General features: G+C 40.2%; 13 protein-coding genes and 2 pseudogenes. 8 read left to right on the top strand and 7 right to left on the bottom strand.

Going from position 1 to position 15957, the window contains the following annotated elements; all coding sequences use genetic code 11:
• Positions 1–71: 71 nt before the first annotated feature.
• Both cas3f and AXE82_RS04935 read left to right on the top strand, forming a co-directional pair.
• On the top strand, positions 72–3320 hold the full coding sequence (gene cas3f, locus AXE82_RS04940; protein ID WP_062332090.1) for a type I-F CRISPR-associated helicase Cas3f: 3249 nt from the start codon (positions 72–74) through the stop codon (positions 3318–3320).
• A 477-nt stretch (positions 3321–3797) separates the two neighbouring features.
• Positions 3798–4811, top strand: coding sequence for a RepB family plasmid replication initiator protein (locus tag AXE82_RS04935; RefSeq protein ID WP_062332087.1), 1014 nt, complete (start codon positions 3798–3800; stop codon positions 4809–4811).
• A gap of 36 nt (positions 4812–4847) precedes the next feature.
• Here AXE82_RS04935 and AXE82_RS04930 read toward each other — a convergent pair whose 3' ends face one another.
• Positions 4848–5483, bottom strand: a complete 636-nt coding sequence (locus AXE82_RS04930; protein ID WP_062332084.1) for an XRE family transcriptional regulator — start codon at positions 5481–5483, stop codon at positions 4848–4850.
• Between the two features lie 248 nt (positions 5484–5731).
• Here AXE82_RS04930 and AXE82_RS04925 point away from each other — a divergent pair, with 248 nt between their 5' ends.
• From AXE82_RS04925 to AXE82_RS04915, 3 genes are read left to right on the top strand one after another with little or no spacing between them, the layout of a single operon-like run.
• Positions 5732–5947 (top strand): hypothetical protein, encoded by a 216-nt coding sequence (locus tag AXE82_RS04925; RefSeq protein WP_062332081.1) that lies wholly within the window; start codon positions 5732–5734, stop codon positions 5945–5947.
• Positions 5948–5957: 10 nt separating this feature from the next.
• Complete coding sequence (locus AXE82_RS04920; protein ID WP_062332078.1) at positions 5958–7142, top strand: Arm DNA-binding domain-containing protein; 1185 nt, start codon at positions 5958–5960, stop codon at positions 7140–7142.
• Between the two features lie 2 nt (positions 7143–7144).
• Positions 7145–7447, top strand: coding sequence for a hypothetical protein (locus AXE82_RS04915; protein WP_062332074.1), 303 nt, complete (start codon positions 7145–7147; stop codon positions 7445–7447).
• Between the two features lie 186 nt (positions 7448–7633).
• Here AXE82_RS04915 and AXE82_RS04910 read toward each other — a convergent pair.
• Positions 7634–8798, bottom strand: a pseudogene (locus AXE82_RS04910) (IS3 family transposase).
• A 451-nt stretch (positions 8799–9249) separates the two neighbouring features.
• Between AXE82_RS04910 and AXE82_RS04900 the strand changes: the two are divergent.
• Both AXE82_RS04900 and AXE82_RS04895 read left to right on the top strand, forming a co-directional pair.
• Entirely contained in the window at positions 9250–9741 is a 492-nt protein-coding gene (locus tag AXE82_RS04900; RefSeq protein WP_062331014.1) for a helix-turn-helix domain-containing protein, read from the top strand.
• Positions 9738–10292: an IS630 family transposase gene (locus AXE82_RS04895; RefSeq protein WP_082741392.1), complete on the top strand. Its 555-nt coding sequence runs from the start codon at positions 9738–9740 to the stop codon at positions 10290–10292. The genes AXE82_RS04900 and AXE82_RS04895 overlap by 4 nt, the downstream gene beginning before the upstream one ends.
• Before the next feature lie 186 nt (positions 10293–10478).
• Here the strand turns inward: AXE82_RS04895 and AXE82_RS04890 are convergent, their stop codons facing one another.
• The 4 genes and pseudogenes from AXE82_RS04890 to AXE82_RS04875 form a co-directional block, all read right to left on the bottom strand.
• Positions 10479–11378 carry an SMP-30/gluconolactonase/LRE family protein gene (locus tag AXE82_RS04890; protein WP_062332068.1) on the bottom strand — a complete coding sequence of 300 codons (900 nt, stop codon included), beginning with the start codon at positions 11376–11378 and terminating at the stop codon, positions 10479–10481.
• A 62-nt stretch (positions 11379–11440) separates the two neighbouring features.
• Positions 11441–12277, bottom strand: a complete 837-nt coding sequence (locus AXE82_RS04885; RefSeq protein WP_082741413.1) for an iron-containing alcohol dehydrogenase — start codon at positions 12275–12277, stop codon at positions 11441–11443.
• 146 nt (positions 12278–12423) lie between these two features.
• Positions 12424–13416: an IS5 family transposase gene (locus tag AXE82_RS04880; RefSeq protein ID WP_062331219.1), complete on the bottom strand. Its 993-nt coding sequence runs from the start codon at positions 13414–13416 to the stop codon at positions 12424–12426.
• 85 nt (positions 13417–13501) lie between these two features.
• A pseudogene (locus AXE82_RS04875) lies at positions 13502–14362 on the bottom strand (histidine-type phosphatase); the annotation flags it as partial.
• A gap of 178 nt (positions 14363–14540) precedes the next feature.
• Between AXE82_RS04875 and AXE82_RS04865 the strand changes: the two are divergent.
• Positions 14541–15336 (top strand): IS5 family transposase gene (locus AXE82_RS04865; protein ID WP_115304577.1). Its coding sequence is split into 2 segments (ribosomal slippage): positions 14541–14801 and positions 14803–15336, totalling 795 coding nucleotides; the frame shifts between segments, so codons are not numbered across the junction.
• 23 nt (positions 15337–15359) lie between these two features.
• Here AXE82_RS04865 and AXE82_RS04860 read toward each other — a convergent pair.
• The gene (locus AXE82_RS04860; RefSeq protein ID WP_062332060.1) at positions 15360–15659 is read right to left on the bottom strand and encodes a helix-turn-helix domain-containing protein; all 300 of its coding nucleotides are present in this window, start codon (positions 15657–15659) and stop codon (positions 15360–15362) included.
• Positions 15660–15957 lie beyond the last annotated feature (298 nt).

The raw sequence follows: 15957 nt of genomic DNA, 5'->3' as shown, positions 1-15957 counted from the left end.
AGAATTTAGTTTTATATTAAGTGAAAATGATAAGCTTATAAAAACAGAAAAATTAATTTGGAAAAAATGAAATGCACGTCATTTTTATCTCTGCTTGCGAAAAAAAAGCCCTGAAAAAAACCCGAGCCGTACTTGACAGCTACGCCATCCGCACAGGACAAAGCACATGGCAAGCCCCCATGACCATGGAAGGTCTAACCGAAGTCCGTAACGCCCTTAAACAAAAGGGTATTACTCGCCAAACTGCCGTCGCCGCCTACATTAACTACGGTATGCGACGCATGAAACTGGCTTGGGTCGTGGGCGCAAAGCATCGTTTTAATAGCGAAGGGGCATACCCTGTCGCTTCAACTGGTAAGCCTTATACCAAGCGACAAATCGACGACTGGGTCAGAGCAGCAAGCCTATTGGCAGGGGCGGCAGGCGATATGCATGATATTGGCAAAGCATCGCAACATTTTCAAAACAAACTGTCACCTAATCAAGCAAATAAAATCATCGCTGATGATATCCGCCATGAATGGCTATCCGTCAAGCTATTGCAACAACTACGGCATAATAACTTTGATTGGCAAGACGCTTGGCAACAAGTCGCCAAAGATAATAACCGTAATATTTTTACCTTAGGTGATTTAAAAAAAGTCGATGATGGCGTGGCAAGCGACATTGAAGCGGTGGATTATTTGATTGTCACTCATCATGGATTATTGGGAGCAGATGACCCAACAGGCTATGCAAGCTATCCTAACGAAGACAAACACGTACGTGAACCATTACCTCGTACCCAACAACTCACTTGTGCAGGCGAGTTACCACAAAGTATTTTTGATAGTTATCAAAAACGCATGGCACGACTTGCCAAATTATTGCCTACCAACGCCAGTCCAACTTATTATAAAGCCCTCTGTTTACATGCTCGTAATGCCTTGATTCACGCTGACCATACCATTTCTGCGGTCAATTATCTGGACATGGTGCAACCTGCCACTCCAACTCCCACGCAACTGTTTGCTAATACCTGTTTTGTTGATAGTAAAAAACAACACAATCAACCGCTAGAATGGCATTTACGCCATGTGGGCGAACGAGCCAGTTTTATCGCTTGTAACATGATGACAGAATTAAATTTGTCTGGACTATGTGAGCAGACCGTCGAATATATCAAAACACCCACGCAAAACGCTCATTTTAAGTGGCAAAATGTTGCTGGCAATGCCTTGCAAAAATTCGCCGATAAATATCCCGATGTACCGACGCTTGTTTTTAATATCGCAGGTACAGGTAGCGGTAAAACTCGGATGAATCTACGCACCGCTTGCACCTTGCGACCCAATGACCCACGCATTTGTATCGCTCTCAATTTACGCTCTTTGACCTTGCAAACAGGTGATGCTCTCAAAAAATCCATGAATCTGTCCGATGACGAATTAGCCGTTGTCATCGGCGACAATATTACCCAAGAACTATTTGAAAAAGCCAAAAAAAACCAAGGGATTGACGAAGATGAAAATCCCCCAGAGCCGATATTTGATGCTAAAGGGGATGATTATGACATTCCTGCATGGCTTAACCCATTATTTGAGAAAACCACCAAAAAGGGCATTATAAGTGACAATGATGGCAAAACTTTATTGGCATCGCCTTTGCTCGTTTCCACCATTGATTATCTGATAGCAGCGGGCGAGCCACACAAGCAAGGACATCATGTCAAAGCCTTGCTACGATTAATAAGTAGTGATTTGATACTCGATGAAATCGATGGCTACGACCCCAAAGCCTTGATAGCAGTATTACGCTTGGTGCAGCTAGCTGCCATGTATGGTCGCCATGTGATTTGCTCATCGGCAACCCTCTCCAAGACATTAGCTATTAGCGTGCATCGTGCCTTTGAATCTGGTATAGCGATGCGACAAGCATTACTAAATGATGACAAACAAGCCTTTAATATCGCCATTATCGATAATGAAATTGACAGTAAAAATCCACCCAAAATTTGGCAACAAACGCTAACTCAAGATAGCGACACCCAAGCTGACGATAAAAACTTTAAAGACATTTATCAAACACATCTTGATGAATTACAGCTTGCTTTAGCCAAAAAGCCAAGTTTGCGTCTAGCCGAACTCAAACCCATGCCAAAGGAAACGATTAGCGATTGGCAACAAGCGGTACTAGAATCTGCCCAAACCTTGCATGATAGACACGCTTGGCAATGGCAAAATGGGGGAAAATGCCTATCCTTTGGCTTAATTCGGGTCGCAAATATTCACCATGCTATTAGCCTTGCTCATTATTTTGCCAATCATTGGCAACACGCCCATATCGCTTGCTATCATGCCAATGATTGGCGAATCAATCGTTTTTATAAAGAACAACGCTTAGACACTTTGCTAAGTCGTCATAAAGATGGCAAAAAACGCAAAACAGGTAATGAAACCATCGAGCAAGATAGCGAAATTATCGAACTCATGAAACACAGCCAACAAAAAAATGTACCCTTTGTCGTGATTGCCACGCCTGTCGAAGAAGTGGGGCGTGACCATGATTTTGATTGGGCAGTCATTGATGCATCAAGCGTTCAGTCCATCGTACAGACCGCTGGGCGAGTCAATCGTCATCGTCGAGAAACGATTCATGAGCCAAATATTATCATCCCCCAATTTAACTATCGGCATTGCAAAAACGTGCAACAACAAAAACCCAAACAACCTGCTTTTATCTATCCAGGTTATGAAAGTTATAGTCAAGATGAAAACTATCCAAACCATGATTTGGCAAAATTGTTACCTTGGCAAAATAATCAACTCATAATAGATGCTAGACTGCGTTTTGACAAAGATAACTGTCTATTTGCTAAACTTGATGATAGAGAGATACAAGGGTTTTGTGAGCGATACTTTTATGATGAAGGCGATGAGCTTTTTTCAAATGCCCAAGTGGATAGCTGTCTAATGACTGAGCAACTGTATCAAACATTCACCCCATTACGCGATAGACAGTATCAAGCCTTGTATCGAATAAATCCCAACTCTATCAAGGAAGGCGAGTTGGCCATAGAAAAATATGTGAATGCGTTTAATCCAGTATTTAAAAAGCAACAACAAGAATGGCAAGATTATAGCGGTGATTTTACCAAACCTATTTTACAACCCGCTAAGCCACAAGCGTGGCTGTATTTGTCGCCTAGTCAAATGGTGGAACAATGCGAATTTTATGATATTGATATTGAACAAGGCTGTCAAATTTCACTAAGTCTATATAATGATAAAAATGAGATACAGTGGCTATATGATGAAGGGTTTGGTGTAGTTAAAAAATAAGTAATTATGCTTGATATCGAATGTCTCATGTAAATTTGTTTTTATGATAGAAATTAAACTTTATCAAAATAATCTTATCACTCTAAATTTCATTAAACATTAGTATTAGTATTATCTATATTATTAAATTATAGAGGCTCTGTATTCCGCCATGGTAGCGGCTTTGCACGCAGATATGTGTACATATAGGTGAAGATAAATGTACAGATTGGTGAATCAAAATGGTCGGTTAGATGAATTTAGATGTACCGATAGGTGAAATATGTGTACAGATTGATGAAGTTGAAATATCAACATAGATTGAGAGTACTTATCGTAAGATAATCCAGAATAAAACCTAATTCATTGATATCCATAAATTTTTATTAACTTTTGTAACCGACATAGATTAACATAGATTACGATTTTACCCATCGTCAAGTGCACTTCTATAATTAGGCTCACATAAATCTGAGACAATGGATAGCAAGTCACCCTATGACGATGCAAAGTTTTTACAAGCCAGGTGCTGATAAAGTAATGATTATCAAACCCAATACCTTGGTCGAAGCAGGTTTTGACTTAACTGAAGCCGAGCATGACTTGATGACGCTTGCCATTAATAAACTGCATCGATTACAGTCAGGTGGCAAACGAGTATTAATTAGTGCCAAAGAATTCGCCGCCGCCAATCGAGTCAATGAAATCTATGCCTATCGAGCCTTAAAAGATACTGCCAAAATTCTAGGTGATAGAAAACTCAAATTTACCTTATATCTTGATAAAACCATCCAAGCAGAAAATGACGCTGACAAACTCACCGTTCTCAAACCTCATCATAACAATTTCACTATGCTTCGCTCAGAATATCATTGGCTGCAAGGCGTATCGTATCAAGATGAGCAAGGTTTCATTATTCTAGATTTTTCTGATCCTTTAACCTTTCTGATTGATAATACCAGTAAAGCCTACACTCGTTATGATTTTATCAAAACCGTTGAGTTTAAAGGCTGTAGCAGTAAACGTCTGTATGAGTTAATCAACAAGTGGAAAGGTACAGGCGGTGTACCAGAAATGACCGTCGAAGCATGGAAAGAATTTTTTGGGGTGGCTGATAAATATCCCAAAATTGCCGAATTCAAACGCCGAATCTTAGACCCTGCCATCAACCAGATTAATAAACAAGGCGATTTTAAACTCACTTTGAATGCGAGCAAATTTGGGCGAACCATTACCCATTTTTCTATCGTAATTAAAACCATCAAAAAGCCAGACCAACAAGTAGAACAAAAAACCGAATCCGACAAGAAATGGGCTAAATTATTGACGGCTAGCCAAGCTAATATTTTCGCCAAAAAACTTGCCAATGATAGCAGTTTTGGGGGTAAATACGCTCGAGTCGGAGAAACTACCGAAAGCTTTATCTCACGTCTGAATGAGGAGTTACAAAGGGATTTGTTGAAAATTACTGAGTATCTACCTTATCTGAAAAAATTTGGTTTTAAATCGTAAAAAAGCAAGCATTGAAAATCGCCCTTTTTATCACTATCAGATTTTTTGTATATCAGAGCCGATATAGATAACCTGACCAATCACAGCCAAAAAATCACGTTCTTTGAGCTGTTCTTGTGAAATATCAAATGCAGAATATTTTTGATTATCGCTGATAATTTTTAATCCTGTTGGTAATCGTTGTATGCGTCGTATAAAAAGTTCATTATTGATTAAAAGAGCATAGACCGCCCCATCAATGAGTTGATTTTGCTGTTTATTAACAATTACAACAGCATCATTTCCTATCAATGGTGACATGGTATCACCTTTATACAAATATCCCTGCAATTGCGAAGCATCAATAGATCGTTCATTAAGCCACCAATTAGGCAATGGATAAGACAAGTCAGTTGATTGATTATTCATGTCCAATAATGCCAACCAATGCACGTTTTGACTACTCTGTGATAACTGTTCACCCGTCATTAACGTCCATGGATGCACGCCATAGATTCTCGCCAAGTCAAACAAATACTCAAGTTTAGGTTCACGGCTACTCTCCTGCTGCTCCCAATCTTGCAGGGAGCTTCGAGAAAACCCTGATGTCTGAGAAGCCAGTTGCACTACTTCATCACGAGTTAGCTGTGCATTTTTTCTAGCCTGTTCCAAACGAAAAGAAAGATTATCCATTTTTTACCTTTAAATAGGTTAAATATTCATAATTAAAAACTTTTTGTAGGTACAAATTATTTCGATAAATCTATAAGCAAGTAAAATTAGAATAAAAATACCTAATTTTATTCAAAAATAGGTTGCTTTAATAACTATTAATAGGTATTATATGTTCATCGGCAGTTATTAGAGATGAATAATCTTTACTAATAACCCGATAACAAGTCTTTTTAAACTAAATCAACCTATTTCTACAAGAGGTCATTATGACATATACCTACCTAACAACGGAAGAACTATCTGAACGTATCAAATATGACAAAGCCACCATTCGCAGTTGTTTAAAAGATAGCGTGCTCATCGAAGGAGTGCATTATATTCGCCCGTTTGGCGGTCGCAAAATTCTCTATGTGTGGGAACAAATAGAAAAGGATATGCGCAACACAGTTTTAGCCGACATCAATGCCATGGCATTGCAGTAAGGAGAAATTTATGGCCAGCATTCGTACCCGTCAAGGAAGTAAATTTTTGATGATTGATTTTCGCTTTTTGAATAAACGCTGTCGAGAAACAACCAACCTAATCGACACGCCCGAAAATCGAAAAAAACTGGAAAAAATCATCCAAAAAATGGAAGCAGAAATCACCCTTGGACTATTTGATTATCTCAAATACTTCCCAAAAAGTGAGAAAGGCATTGAACTGATGGCAGTCAAAGAGCGTGTGCTAAGTTTTCAATCTGACACACCCATATTTAAAGACTTTGCTGAAACTTGGTTTGAAGAAAAGCAAATTGAATGGCGAGCAAGCTACATCGGCAAAATCAAAGATATTTTGGATAAGTATCTGGTGCCACATTTTGGCAAACGCAGTGTTATCGCTATCACAAGGGCAGATGTGTTAGCGTTCCGTACTTCTCTCGGCAAAGTGACCTACGGAACAGCTAACAAGCATCTGTCAGCAGCCAGAATTAATTCGATAATGACCACTTTGCGTATGATACTGCAAGAAGCGGCAAAACGCTATAAATTTGAAAATCCTTATGAGGATATCAAGGTTTTAAAACTTGATAAGCCTGATATTGAGCCATTCACCATTGAAGAGGTTTGGAAATTTATCAATGGCGTGCGTAAAGACTATAAAAACTATTACACCGTAAGGTTTTTCACCGGCATGCGAACCAGCGAAATTGATGGACTAACGTGGGAGCATGTGGATTTTGACCGCCGTGAAATCCGGGTTCGCCAAGCGTATGTTAAAGGCGTAATTGGTAAGCCCAAAACCCAAGAATCCAATCGAGATATTGCTATGTCACCTTGGGTTTATGAAGCGCTACAAGCACAGTATCAAGTCACCCATGGTCGCTCAAAATTCGTGTTTTGCAATCGAGAAGGAGAGCCATTCGATTATCACAATGTCAATCGTAAAGTGTGGCATCCCACGCTTCGACTGTTAGGGTTAAAAGCCCGTAATGCCTACCAAACCCGCCATACGGCAGCCACACTTTGGCTAGCCGCAGGGGAGGCACCTGAATGGATCGCAAGGCAGATGGGTCACGCCAATACTACCATGTTGTTTAAGGTTTATAGCCGCTATGTACCGAATATGACACGCCGTGATGGCAGTGCCTTTGAAGCTTTAATCGCAAGTAGTCAAAATAAAGAGCAAGGAGAATAGTCGTGTTGGTTATTGATTATGAAAAATTGCGTCAAACCATTAAACCGCATAATAATTTGAATTTTGTCAGCCAAACGGCCTGTGATTTGGCAAGAAAGTTGATTACTGAGTATGGTATTGCTAATGACGATAAGCTGTCTGAATGGCTCAATGAACAAAAATATAAATCACATAAAGCGCTAATGGTTTGGGTACAGCAACAGTTGCCATTAATTGATAGTGATGAAACGGATTTTGAAAGATATCGCCAGCTTCGTCGACTATTTTACGCCAATTTTTCAGAGTTTATAGAAGAGGTGCATTAAAATGCGTGTACGATTACTGACAAATAATATGCTAAATGGCTATTCATTGAAAATGTGCCTAGATTACTGGCATCCATTTAATCAACATCATCCCAATCGACTTGAGTGGCATATTAAACATATATGCCGGCATTATGATGTCACTTCTGAAGAGCTAAGGTACTCCCCAATGTCTAGACCAAATAATCACGAAATTAAGATAGAATTGGGTTGATAAAGCACAGGATTAACCGAACTATTGTTATCTAAATAAACCTGTGCAGGGGTATGGTAATCAAGCGACTGATGCAACCGCTCATAATTGTAAAACTCAAAATACTCTTTCAAACCAACTCTGGCTTGGCTAACGGTATCAAACTGGCGTAAATACACACACTCATATTTCACTGACCGCCAAAGCCTTTCTACTTGAGATTATCCAACGCCCTGCCACGACCGTCCATGCTCACAGCAATGCCCGAATCAATGAGTGGCGTGGTAAATCTTGGACTGGTAAACTGCGAGCCTTGATCCGTATTAAAAATCTCACAGCGTAACCCATTGTGCAGTAGTTTACCCACCGTATCAATGCAGAAATCTGCCTCAAGCGTGGTGGATAGCGACCAACCTAAAACATAACGGCTGTACCAATCAATCACCGCCATCAAATACACAAACCCTTTAGACAGGCGAATGTATGTGATATCGGTACTCCACACTTGGTTGCATCGTGTAATGGGTACATTCCTAAGCAAATACGGGTAAACTTGATGCTCAGGATTGGGTTTACTGGTGTTAGGATGCTGGTAGATGGCATCTAGCCCCATTTGCCTTAGCAGTCGCCTAACTCGTTTTTCTCCCACTTGATAGCCTAATTGTCTCACATACGCTGTCATGCGTTTAACCCCGTAAAATGGGGCTTTGGTATATTGCTCGTCGAGCAAGTTCATCAAGGTGATATCAAGCTTACTGATGGGCTTTGGCTGATAGTACAGGCTTGAGCGGTTAATACCGAGCAGTTCGCATTGTTTACGGGTACTGAAATCCTTATTGTCAGGTTCTAGCAGTTGTTTACGAGACTCTAAGTGAGCTGTGAGGACTTTTTTTTAAGCCAGTCCCTCTCGCTAATGACTTGCCCAAGCTGCCGATGCAGTTCATCAATAATAGCTTGCTGGGCTTGTTCGTTGTCGTGCTGTTTGGTGTTAAAGGCACTTGGTATAACAGCCAAGGCTTGCTTTTTCCAGTTGCTGATTTGGGTTGCATGAACACCGTATTCAGCAGTCAGCTCATTGATCGTTTTTTGCTCTTTAATTGCTTCAACAGCAACTTTGCTTTTAAATTCAGCATTATGACGTTTACGAACTTTTGTCATTAGATAGACCTCTTTTCTTAAGGGCTATTCTATCTTATTTGCTACAATTTTTTGGTCTAGTTTTCGGGGAGTATTATAAGCTTATTACGAGACTATCGATGGTAAAAGCCTACGATTCTTATATCCGCTGTGATACATGCGGGAAAATGTATGAGTTAAATAATCCTTGCAAATTGCCAAAGCAAGACGATTTTATGAGCTGGCAATGTGATGACTGCAAAATATTTAAGCAAAAAGGGGTGATTAATTTACACAGTTTTTTAGTAAATATAGAAGATGATGATTGTCCATTTTAAATATGATCTTCAAAAATACCGTCTAGTTTGGCGGTATTTTTTATATGTTTAAAGATTAGGGTACTGTTACAATTTTTTTAAGTGATCCAAAATAAGTATACTTTTTCAAGGAATGATTTTTATACCAACCCCATAAAATATAGTATTATAGCTATATGAAAGAATCAAACCCAAAACACAGCCTAGATGATTATGACTTTGGCGAACTGGCCAAAACTGAAAGTAACGCCAGAGCCAGAACACGCCTTTACATCCTTCACCAATATCGCATTGGCAAACACAGCTTTGAGATTGCAGAAAACCTCAACATCAACATTGAAACCGCACGACGTACTCGTAGACGCTACCAAGCATCAGGGCTTGATAGCCTCTATGACAAACCAAGAAGCGGCAGAAACAGCAAATTGGCTCCCGAGTACATAGAAAGCTTTAAACAACTGATTGTTGACAGCCAAGCAAAACGGGGCGGCGGCAGACTGACAGGACAAGACATCCAAAAGCTTGCTTACGATCATTACCAAGCAAGCTATAGCGTCAATGGCATTTATGAACTACTGGCTCGAATTGGTATGAGTTGGATAAGCGCCAGAAGTAAGCACCCGCAGGCTGACATTAACGCCCAAGAAGCCTTTAAAAAAACTTTATAGAGCAGGTAACTGCCATACTGCCCGAAGATACTAAACTAAGCGATGTTGACATCTGGTTTCAAGATGAAACCCGCATTGGTCAGCAAGGTTCAATCACCCGAATATGGCATTACCGTGGTAAAAGACCGCGTGTAGTCCGTCAACAGCAGTTTATCTCGACTTACCTTTATGGGGCAGTGTGTCCTACGACAGGACAATGTATAGGGCTCGTTATGCCTTATGCCAATGGTGAGTGTATGAAGCGACATTTACAAGCAATTAGCCAAGCTGTGCCCAAAGGTCGCCATGCGGTTGTGGTCATGGATGGGGCAGTATGGCATAAAGAGCGCTATAATTTACCAAACCTGACTATCTTGAAACTGCCACCTTATTCGCCCGAGTTAAACCCGATTGAACAGGTTTGGCAGTATATTAAGCAACACTGGCTATCAAATCGTTGTTTTGATAGTTATGAAGCTATTGTAGATGCCGCCTGTCAGGCTTGGTGTAATTTTGCTAAACAGGTGGCTACGGTTAAGTCGCTCACTGCTCGTCATTGGGCAGTGCTTTAATTATTGGGTTTGGTATTAGTTTATTATGCCACTACACCTGAGCATGGCTTTGATAGTTTAGACAATGCTCGGATATGGGTGAATGGCTTTGTGGGTTGGTATAACGCTGAGGTTTTAGTGGCTTAATCTTAAATTGGGTGACAAACACCGCAACTTTTGCTTTAACGGTCTAGATTGTTTTGTGCATTAAGGTGTACCTGCATGACCCACTGAGACTTTGGTTGAGATCATACGTCCGAGGTTTTCACTTTTACGATTTGCTTCATCCCAATCAGGTGCGACACACATAAACAGTGTTTTGCCATCATCACCCCCCAAAGCCACAGCAAACACTAGTTCTGGAGCGACGTCAACTGTTTCGAGTATCTCACCCCCTTCTGCCATTCTAACGGCTCTTTGATTCACTGTATCGGCAAACCAAACAGCGCCTTCAGCATCTAAAGCAAGCCCATCAGGCTTGATTATTGCTTTTTCCATACGTCTAGCTACACTTGGTTCGTCGCCTAAACTCCCAAAACTGGCAAAATCGTGTCTTTCCCCGAGTGTGCCATCGTCATTAATGGCAAATTTAGAGATACGATTGCCAAATAATTCATTAACAATCAGTGTTTTCTCATCGGGTGTTATCACCATACCATTAGGGAAGGATAAACCTTCGGCAACTTTTTGTGTTGAACCATCTGGTTTTACCAACACGATCCCTGTATCCTTATGGTCAGCACCTCCCATTAAATCATAACCAAAATTTCCCACATAGGCATTACCATTGGGTGCTACTACCATATCGTTGGCATGACCTTCGCATAAATCCCACAAATCAGCATGCTGCACTAATTCACCATTAGCTTCTAAACGTAAAACTTTTCTATCTTTCATGGAAACGACAAGCATACGCCCATTAGGGAGCCACCCAAGCCCTGATGGCTGCTCTTTTATTTTAACGACTTCATTGACTTTGCCATCGTTATCAAGGCTATAGACAGCCTTGGTATACAAATCTACAAACCATAATTTCCCATCATGCCATCTTGGTGCTTCAAGATAATGCAATCCATCTGTTACCACATTAAGTTGTCTTGTAGTCATTTTCTAATTCCTTTTAAAATTTATATTGATATCCTATGATATAAAAAACTATCGTTCGTGGATCAAAATACATCTTGATAAATTTTTTTAACATCGTCAACCGTCATATCAATGGGGTTTGAGACGATTAAACGAGCATAAGTATTTATCATTAGAGTTGCTAAGTCATCGATATCAGTCTGCTGTATGCCTAATTCACGTAATGACGTTTTTAAGCCACTCTCAGTTAAAAATTGCTTTAACTCATCGATAAACAAGGTGGCTGCTGCAGTGTCATCAAGTGATAAGGTTTGTTTTGGTAATACTGCCCGAGCGAGTTCAGCATAGTGTTGTTGAGCCGCGGACAAGTTAAACGTAAAAACCCCTGCCATTACCAAGGCATTGGCGTGCCCGTGGGGCACATGAAAACGAATACTCAGCGGATAGGATAAGCCATGCACCGCAGCTACCGAGGCATTAACAAATGCCATTCCTGCCAAACAGGATCCAAGTAACATCTCAGAGCGTGCCTCGATATTCTTGCCGTCAGTCATTACCTTACGATAATTTTGCCAAAGTAACTGCAAACCTTTGACCGCCAATGCATCGGATATCGGGTTTTTCTTGGTCCGGCTGGTATAGGCTTCAATGCAATGTACCATAGCATCTAACGCGGTTGCCGCTGTAATAAGCGGTGGTAATCCCAAGGTTAAATTGGCATCTAATATGGCTACATCAGGCAAAATTTTGCTGTGGAAAACCGCAAATTTATTCCCATCAGTTGCAGTAATTACTGACACAAAAGTTACCTCTGCTCCTGTACCCGCTGTGGTGGGAATTGCTACCAAAGGTAATTTATTAAATTTGGACAAATCTTGGTTAAATAAATTAGTGAGACCTTTGCACAAACCAGCGACCATCTCTCGACACCAATTTCAAACTCAACTAAAAACTGGAATTGGTGTTAAAGAAGCGAAAAAAGTCACCGAATTGGCATAAAAGTCTCCCAAATTGCAGTCAATTAACGTCTATTGGCTAGTTTTACCAACCAACAGACACAATAACCCTAAGGCAGTCCGTATTTTCGTTTCAAGCTTAGGGCGGTTTTTAAATTATGCACAATGCTAGCAAGCAAGGTACTGGTATGAAATTGCATTAAGCCAAGATGACGAGCCTTGCTCATCCCATAATGCAATTTAAAATGACCGAATACCCGTTCTACCGTATTTCTGGTTTGGCTCTTTTGGGTATTGGTACGTTTTTGTTGTTCGGTAAGTGGTGTATTACGCCATGCCCTATCATGGATATGATTGTTGATAGGTGGCTCATGCTCGGCAAGATAGTCGTCATGGGCTTGGCTTTTATACGCACTGTCGGCGTAAACGGCAGATTCATCACCTGTTAAAAGCGTGGTAAAACATTGTGAATCATGGACATTAGCAGGGGTGGTTTGAACTTTTTTGACAAAGCTGTCTTCATCACAGTTAAGATGGATTTTATAGCCGTAGGTGGTTTTTACTTTGCCTGTGCTGTCTTTTTTACTGACGTAGGCAGCTTCGTTATCTTGGGTATTGTCGGTATGTTTGCCTTTTTTAGCTCGTTTGTTTTTGGCTTCAACGATACTGGCATCAATGATGCTAACACTGCCTGCTTTGATGATGATATTTTGCTCGGCTAGTTGCTTATTGATTTGGTTGAATAAGGGTTCAATGAGTCCAAGTTCACCTAAGTGTTTGTGGTATCGCCAGATGGTGCTGTGGTCGGGTACGTTGTCAGTTAGTGATAAGCCAACGAATCGACGAAATAGTAAGTCTCGAGCCAGTTGTTTTTCCATGGCTGGGTCGGATAGGTTATAGAGTTTTTGTAGTAGTAAGATTTTAAACATGATGACAGGATGAAAGGCACTTTCGCCACGGTCACTGCTATGGACATGGCGTAGGGTGTGTTCGATAGCTTGCCAGTTGATGAGGTTGTGTAGTTCATCGAGTTCTTCAATGGCTTTGTGGTGATTGATTAGACTGTCTGCTAGGGACAGTTGCCCTGTTTGTTTCCATGCCATGTCGGTGTCTTTTGCTATGTGGTTGATTATAAAGCATTATATCATTTTAACCAACTTTTGTGTATCTGTTCGTGCAAAGGTTTCTACTATTGATTAGGCTAAGCTTTTGCTGTAAGTCTTTATTATTCGATTCAAATTCTTGATAATTCTGACTAGCTGTGTAAATTTCATAATTAGGGTCAGTGCTCATCGTCACTAAATCATCAGTGGCGTTTAGACTATGGAAATACAATAAGAATCGATTTACACCGCCATCAGTGATACTTGGCAAACTATTTTTACTTAATTGAGTGTAACTCTGAGGGGTAACTATCGATTTTAGCGAAGGTTGTTTAGTTATTAACTCGTTGGTAAAAAACTTAGCACTGTCTACTGCACGGTCTACACCTGAGCTGACTACTTGAATATGTTTTTGATTGGTAGCAGCTTGATTAAATAGTTCCGGTAACCGTTGTAATAATCTATCTGCGATACCTCGATGCTCTTTGATACCAATACGAGTTTCATTCCCATACCCTGGTTTGCTAATCCCTTCAACGCCATAGCCAAGTAGAATATTGGTTGTCATCATTTTTTGCAAATCAGGTCCTAACTGCTCACCCAAGCTAGTTAAGGCGCCCTCTTCTTTTGCTTTTAGCCATAAATTATATAAAGCTAAATCATATTTTAGGCTTGATAGTCCACGCGAGCCATGTCTTGCAACAGATTCTGTAAAAACCGCATTATACCCTGTGGGAGCTCTCTCGTAGCTAGTGATATCTTGTTGAGGCTGATACGGTGTTTTGGTTTGGTAAAATTTTTCTTCAACTTTAGGTATGGTTGGTGAAGATGGGTTTGATGGGGGATAATTAAAAGATGATGTATTTGAGTTATTATCATCATTACAGCCAACTAATAACATCGATAATGTTAAGCTTGATAATAAAAATTTAACAGAATTTTGCATAAGTTAATTCCATAATAAATATTCCGTATCCTAATCCATAAATATGACAAAATGATGTATGCTGAAAAAAACGGAGAAAACACTGGGTAGAGATTATCAAGCAGTCTTAGAACCTGTTCACGATTAAAAAATATGCTAGGATAAACTACATAATTGATTAATAACCGAATCATTCACCATGAGAAAAGCCTATCCAAGCGACATTAGCCGAAAACAATTTGAGCACATATTACCGATTTTAGAAAGTGCAAGGAAGAAGACTAAACCAAGAACGGTTGACCTTTATGGCGTATTTTGTGGCTTGCTATATGTATTAAGAACAGGTTGCCAATGGCGACAGCTGCCCCATGACTTTCCCAAATGGCGCACCGTCCACGCCTACTTTCAGAAATGGAGCGAGCTTGATGAAGAAGGCAACAGCATTCTTCATCAAGCCTTAAAAAAAATTGGTCAAAAAAGCGCGAAAGAAGGACAAACGCAAGGGTAAAACCAGTTTTATCATCATCGATGCTCAAAGCGTTAAGAATACAGATACCGCCAAACACAAAGGCTATGATGCCGGTAAAAAAGTATCAGGGATTAAGCGCCATATTGCGGTAGATAGCCAAGGTTTGCCGCATGCTATCTGTATTACCACTGCCAATATCACCGACCGTGAAGGTGCTAAAACGTTACTTCGTCAAAATGCTAAACGCTTAAGCCGCGTAAAAAATGTGATGGTTGATGGCGGTTATCGAGGTGAGCCATTTGCTAATAGTGTTAAATCTATTTTAGGCGAAACCGTTACCACAGAAGTTGCCAAAAGAGATAAACTGCACACGTTTAAAGTCATACCAAAGCGATGGGTTGTAGAACGTTCGTTTGCTTGGCTTGAGAAAAATAGACGTCTATGGAAAAACTGTGAGCGCCTTTTAAATTCGAGCCTTCAATTTACCAATCTCGCTTTCATCGCTTTATTGTTGAGAAGATTGTGAACAGGTTCTAATATCCATATCACTTACGATTTGCTTGAAGCCCGTTTGCGTGACGTTTTTTGTGCCATCACTTCATCAATCGTCTTAGGGTTATTCGCAAACAGGTTGGCAAATTCATTCACTAGCCCTAACGACATGGCATAGCGGATAACGTTATCGAGCGTTCCTCCTTCTCCTGACTCAATACGAGAAACGGTACTTAGTCCAATGCCAGCCCTTTGGGCAAGTTCAACCTGCGTCAGATTCTGGTACAAACGCTGTTGCTTGAGGCGTTTGCCCAAGATCTCAGTGATTTCAGTGGGTGTATAGAAGTCAAATCGCATACTAAATTATTATATCGTAATTATTCATTTTTGAATGTTTATAGGCTATTTTAACATCTAATCATTCAATTATGAATCATTAAATGATATTTTTCTGATTGTAAGGATGTTTTTTAATCCACATTCTCAAAACAATCCCCAAGCAGGCTTATGAGATTTTTATCCACAAGTGCAGTGGAAAAAGCGGAAACTTAATTGACAATCATTGTCAATCGATTTGCCAAACCAATGCTTCTAAAAGTCATTTTAGGAATAATCCAAGAATAGGTTGTATAAAAATTAACCTGCTGCTCATATG

This window comes from Moraxella osloensis, from assembly GCF_001553955.1.
GTDB lineage: Bacteria > Pseudomonadota > Gammaproteobacteria > Pseudomonadales > Moraxellaceae > Faucicola > Faucicola osloensis.
The sequence above is the reverse complement of the archived record's forward strand: the minus strand, read 5'-3'. Positions and strand labels throughout refer to the sequence as shown.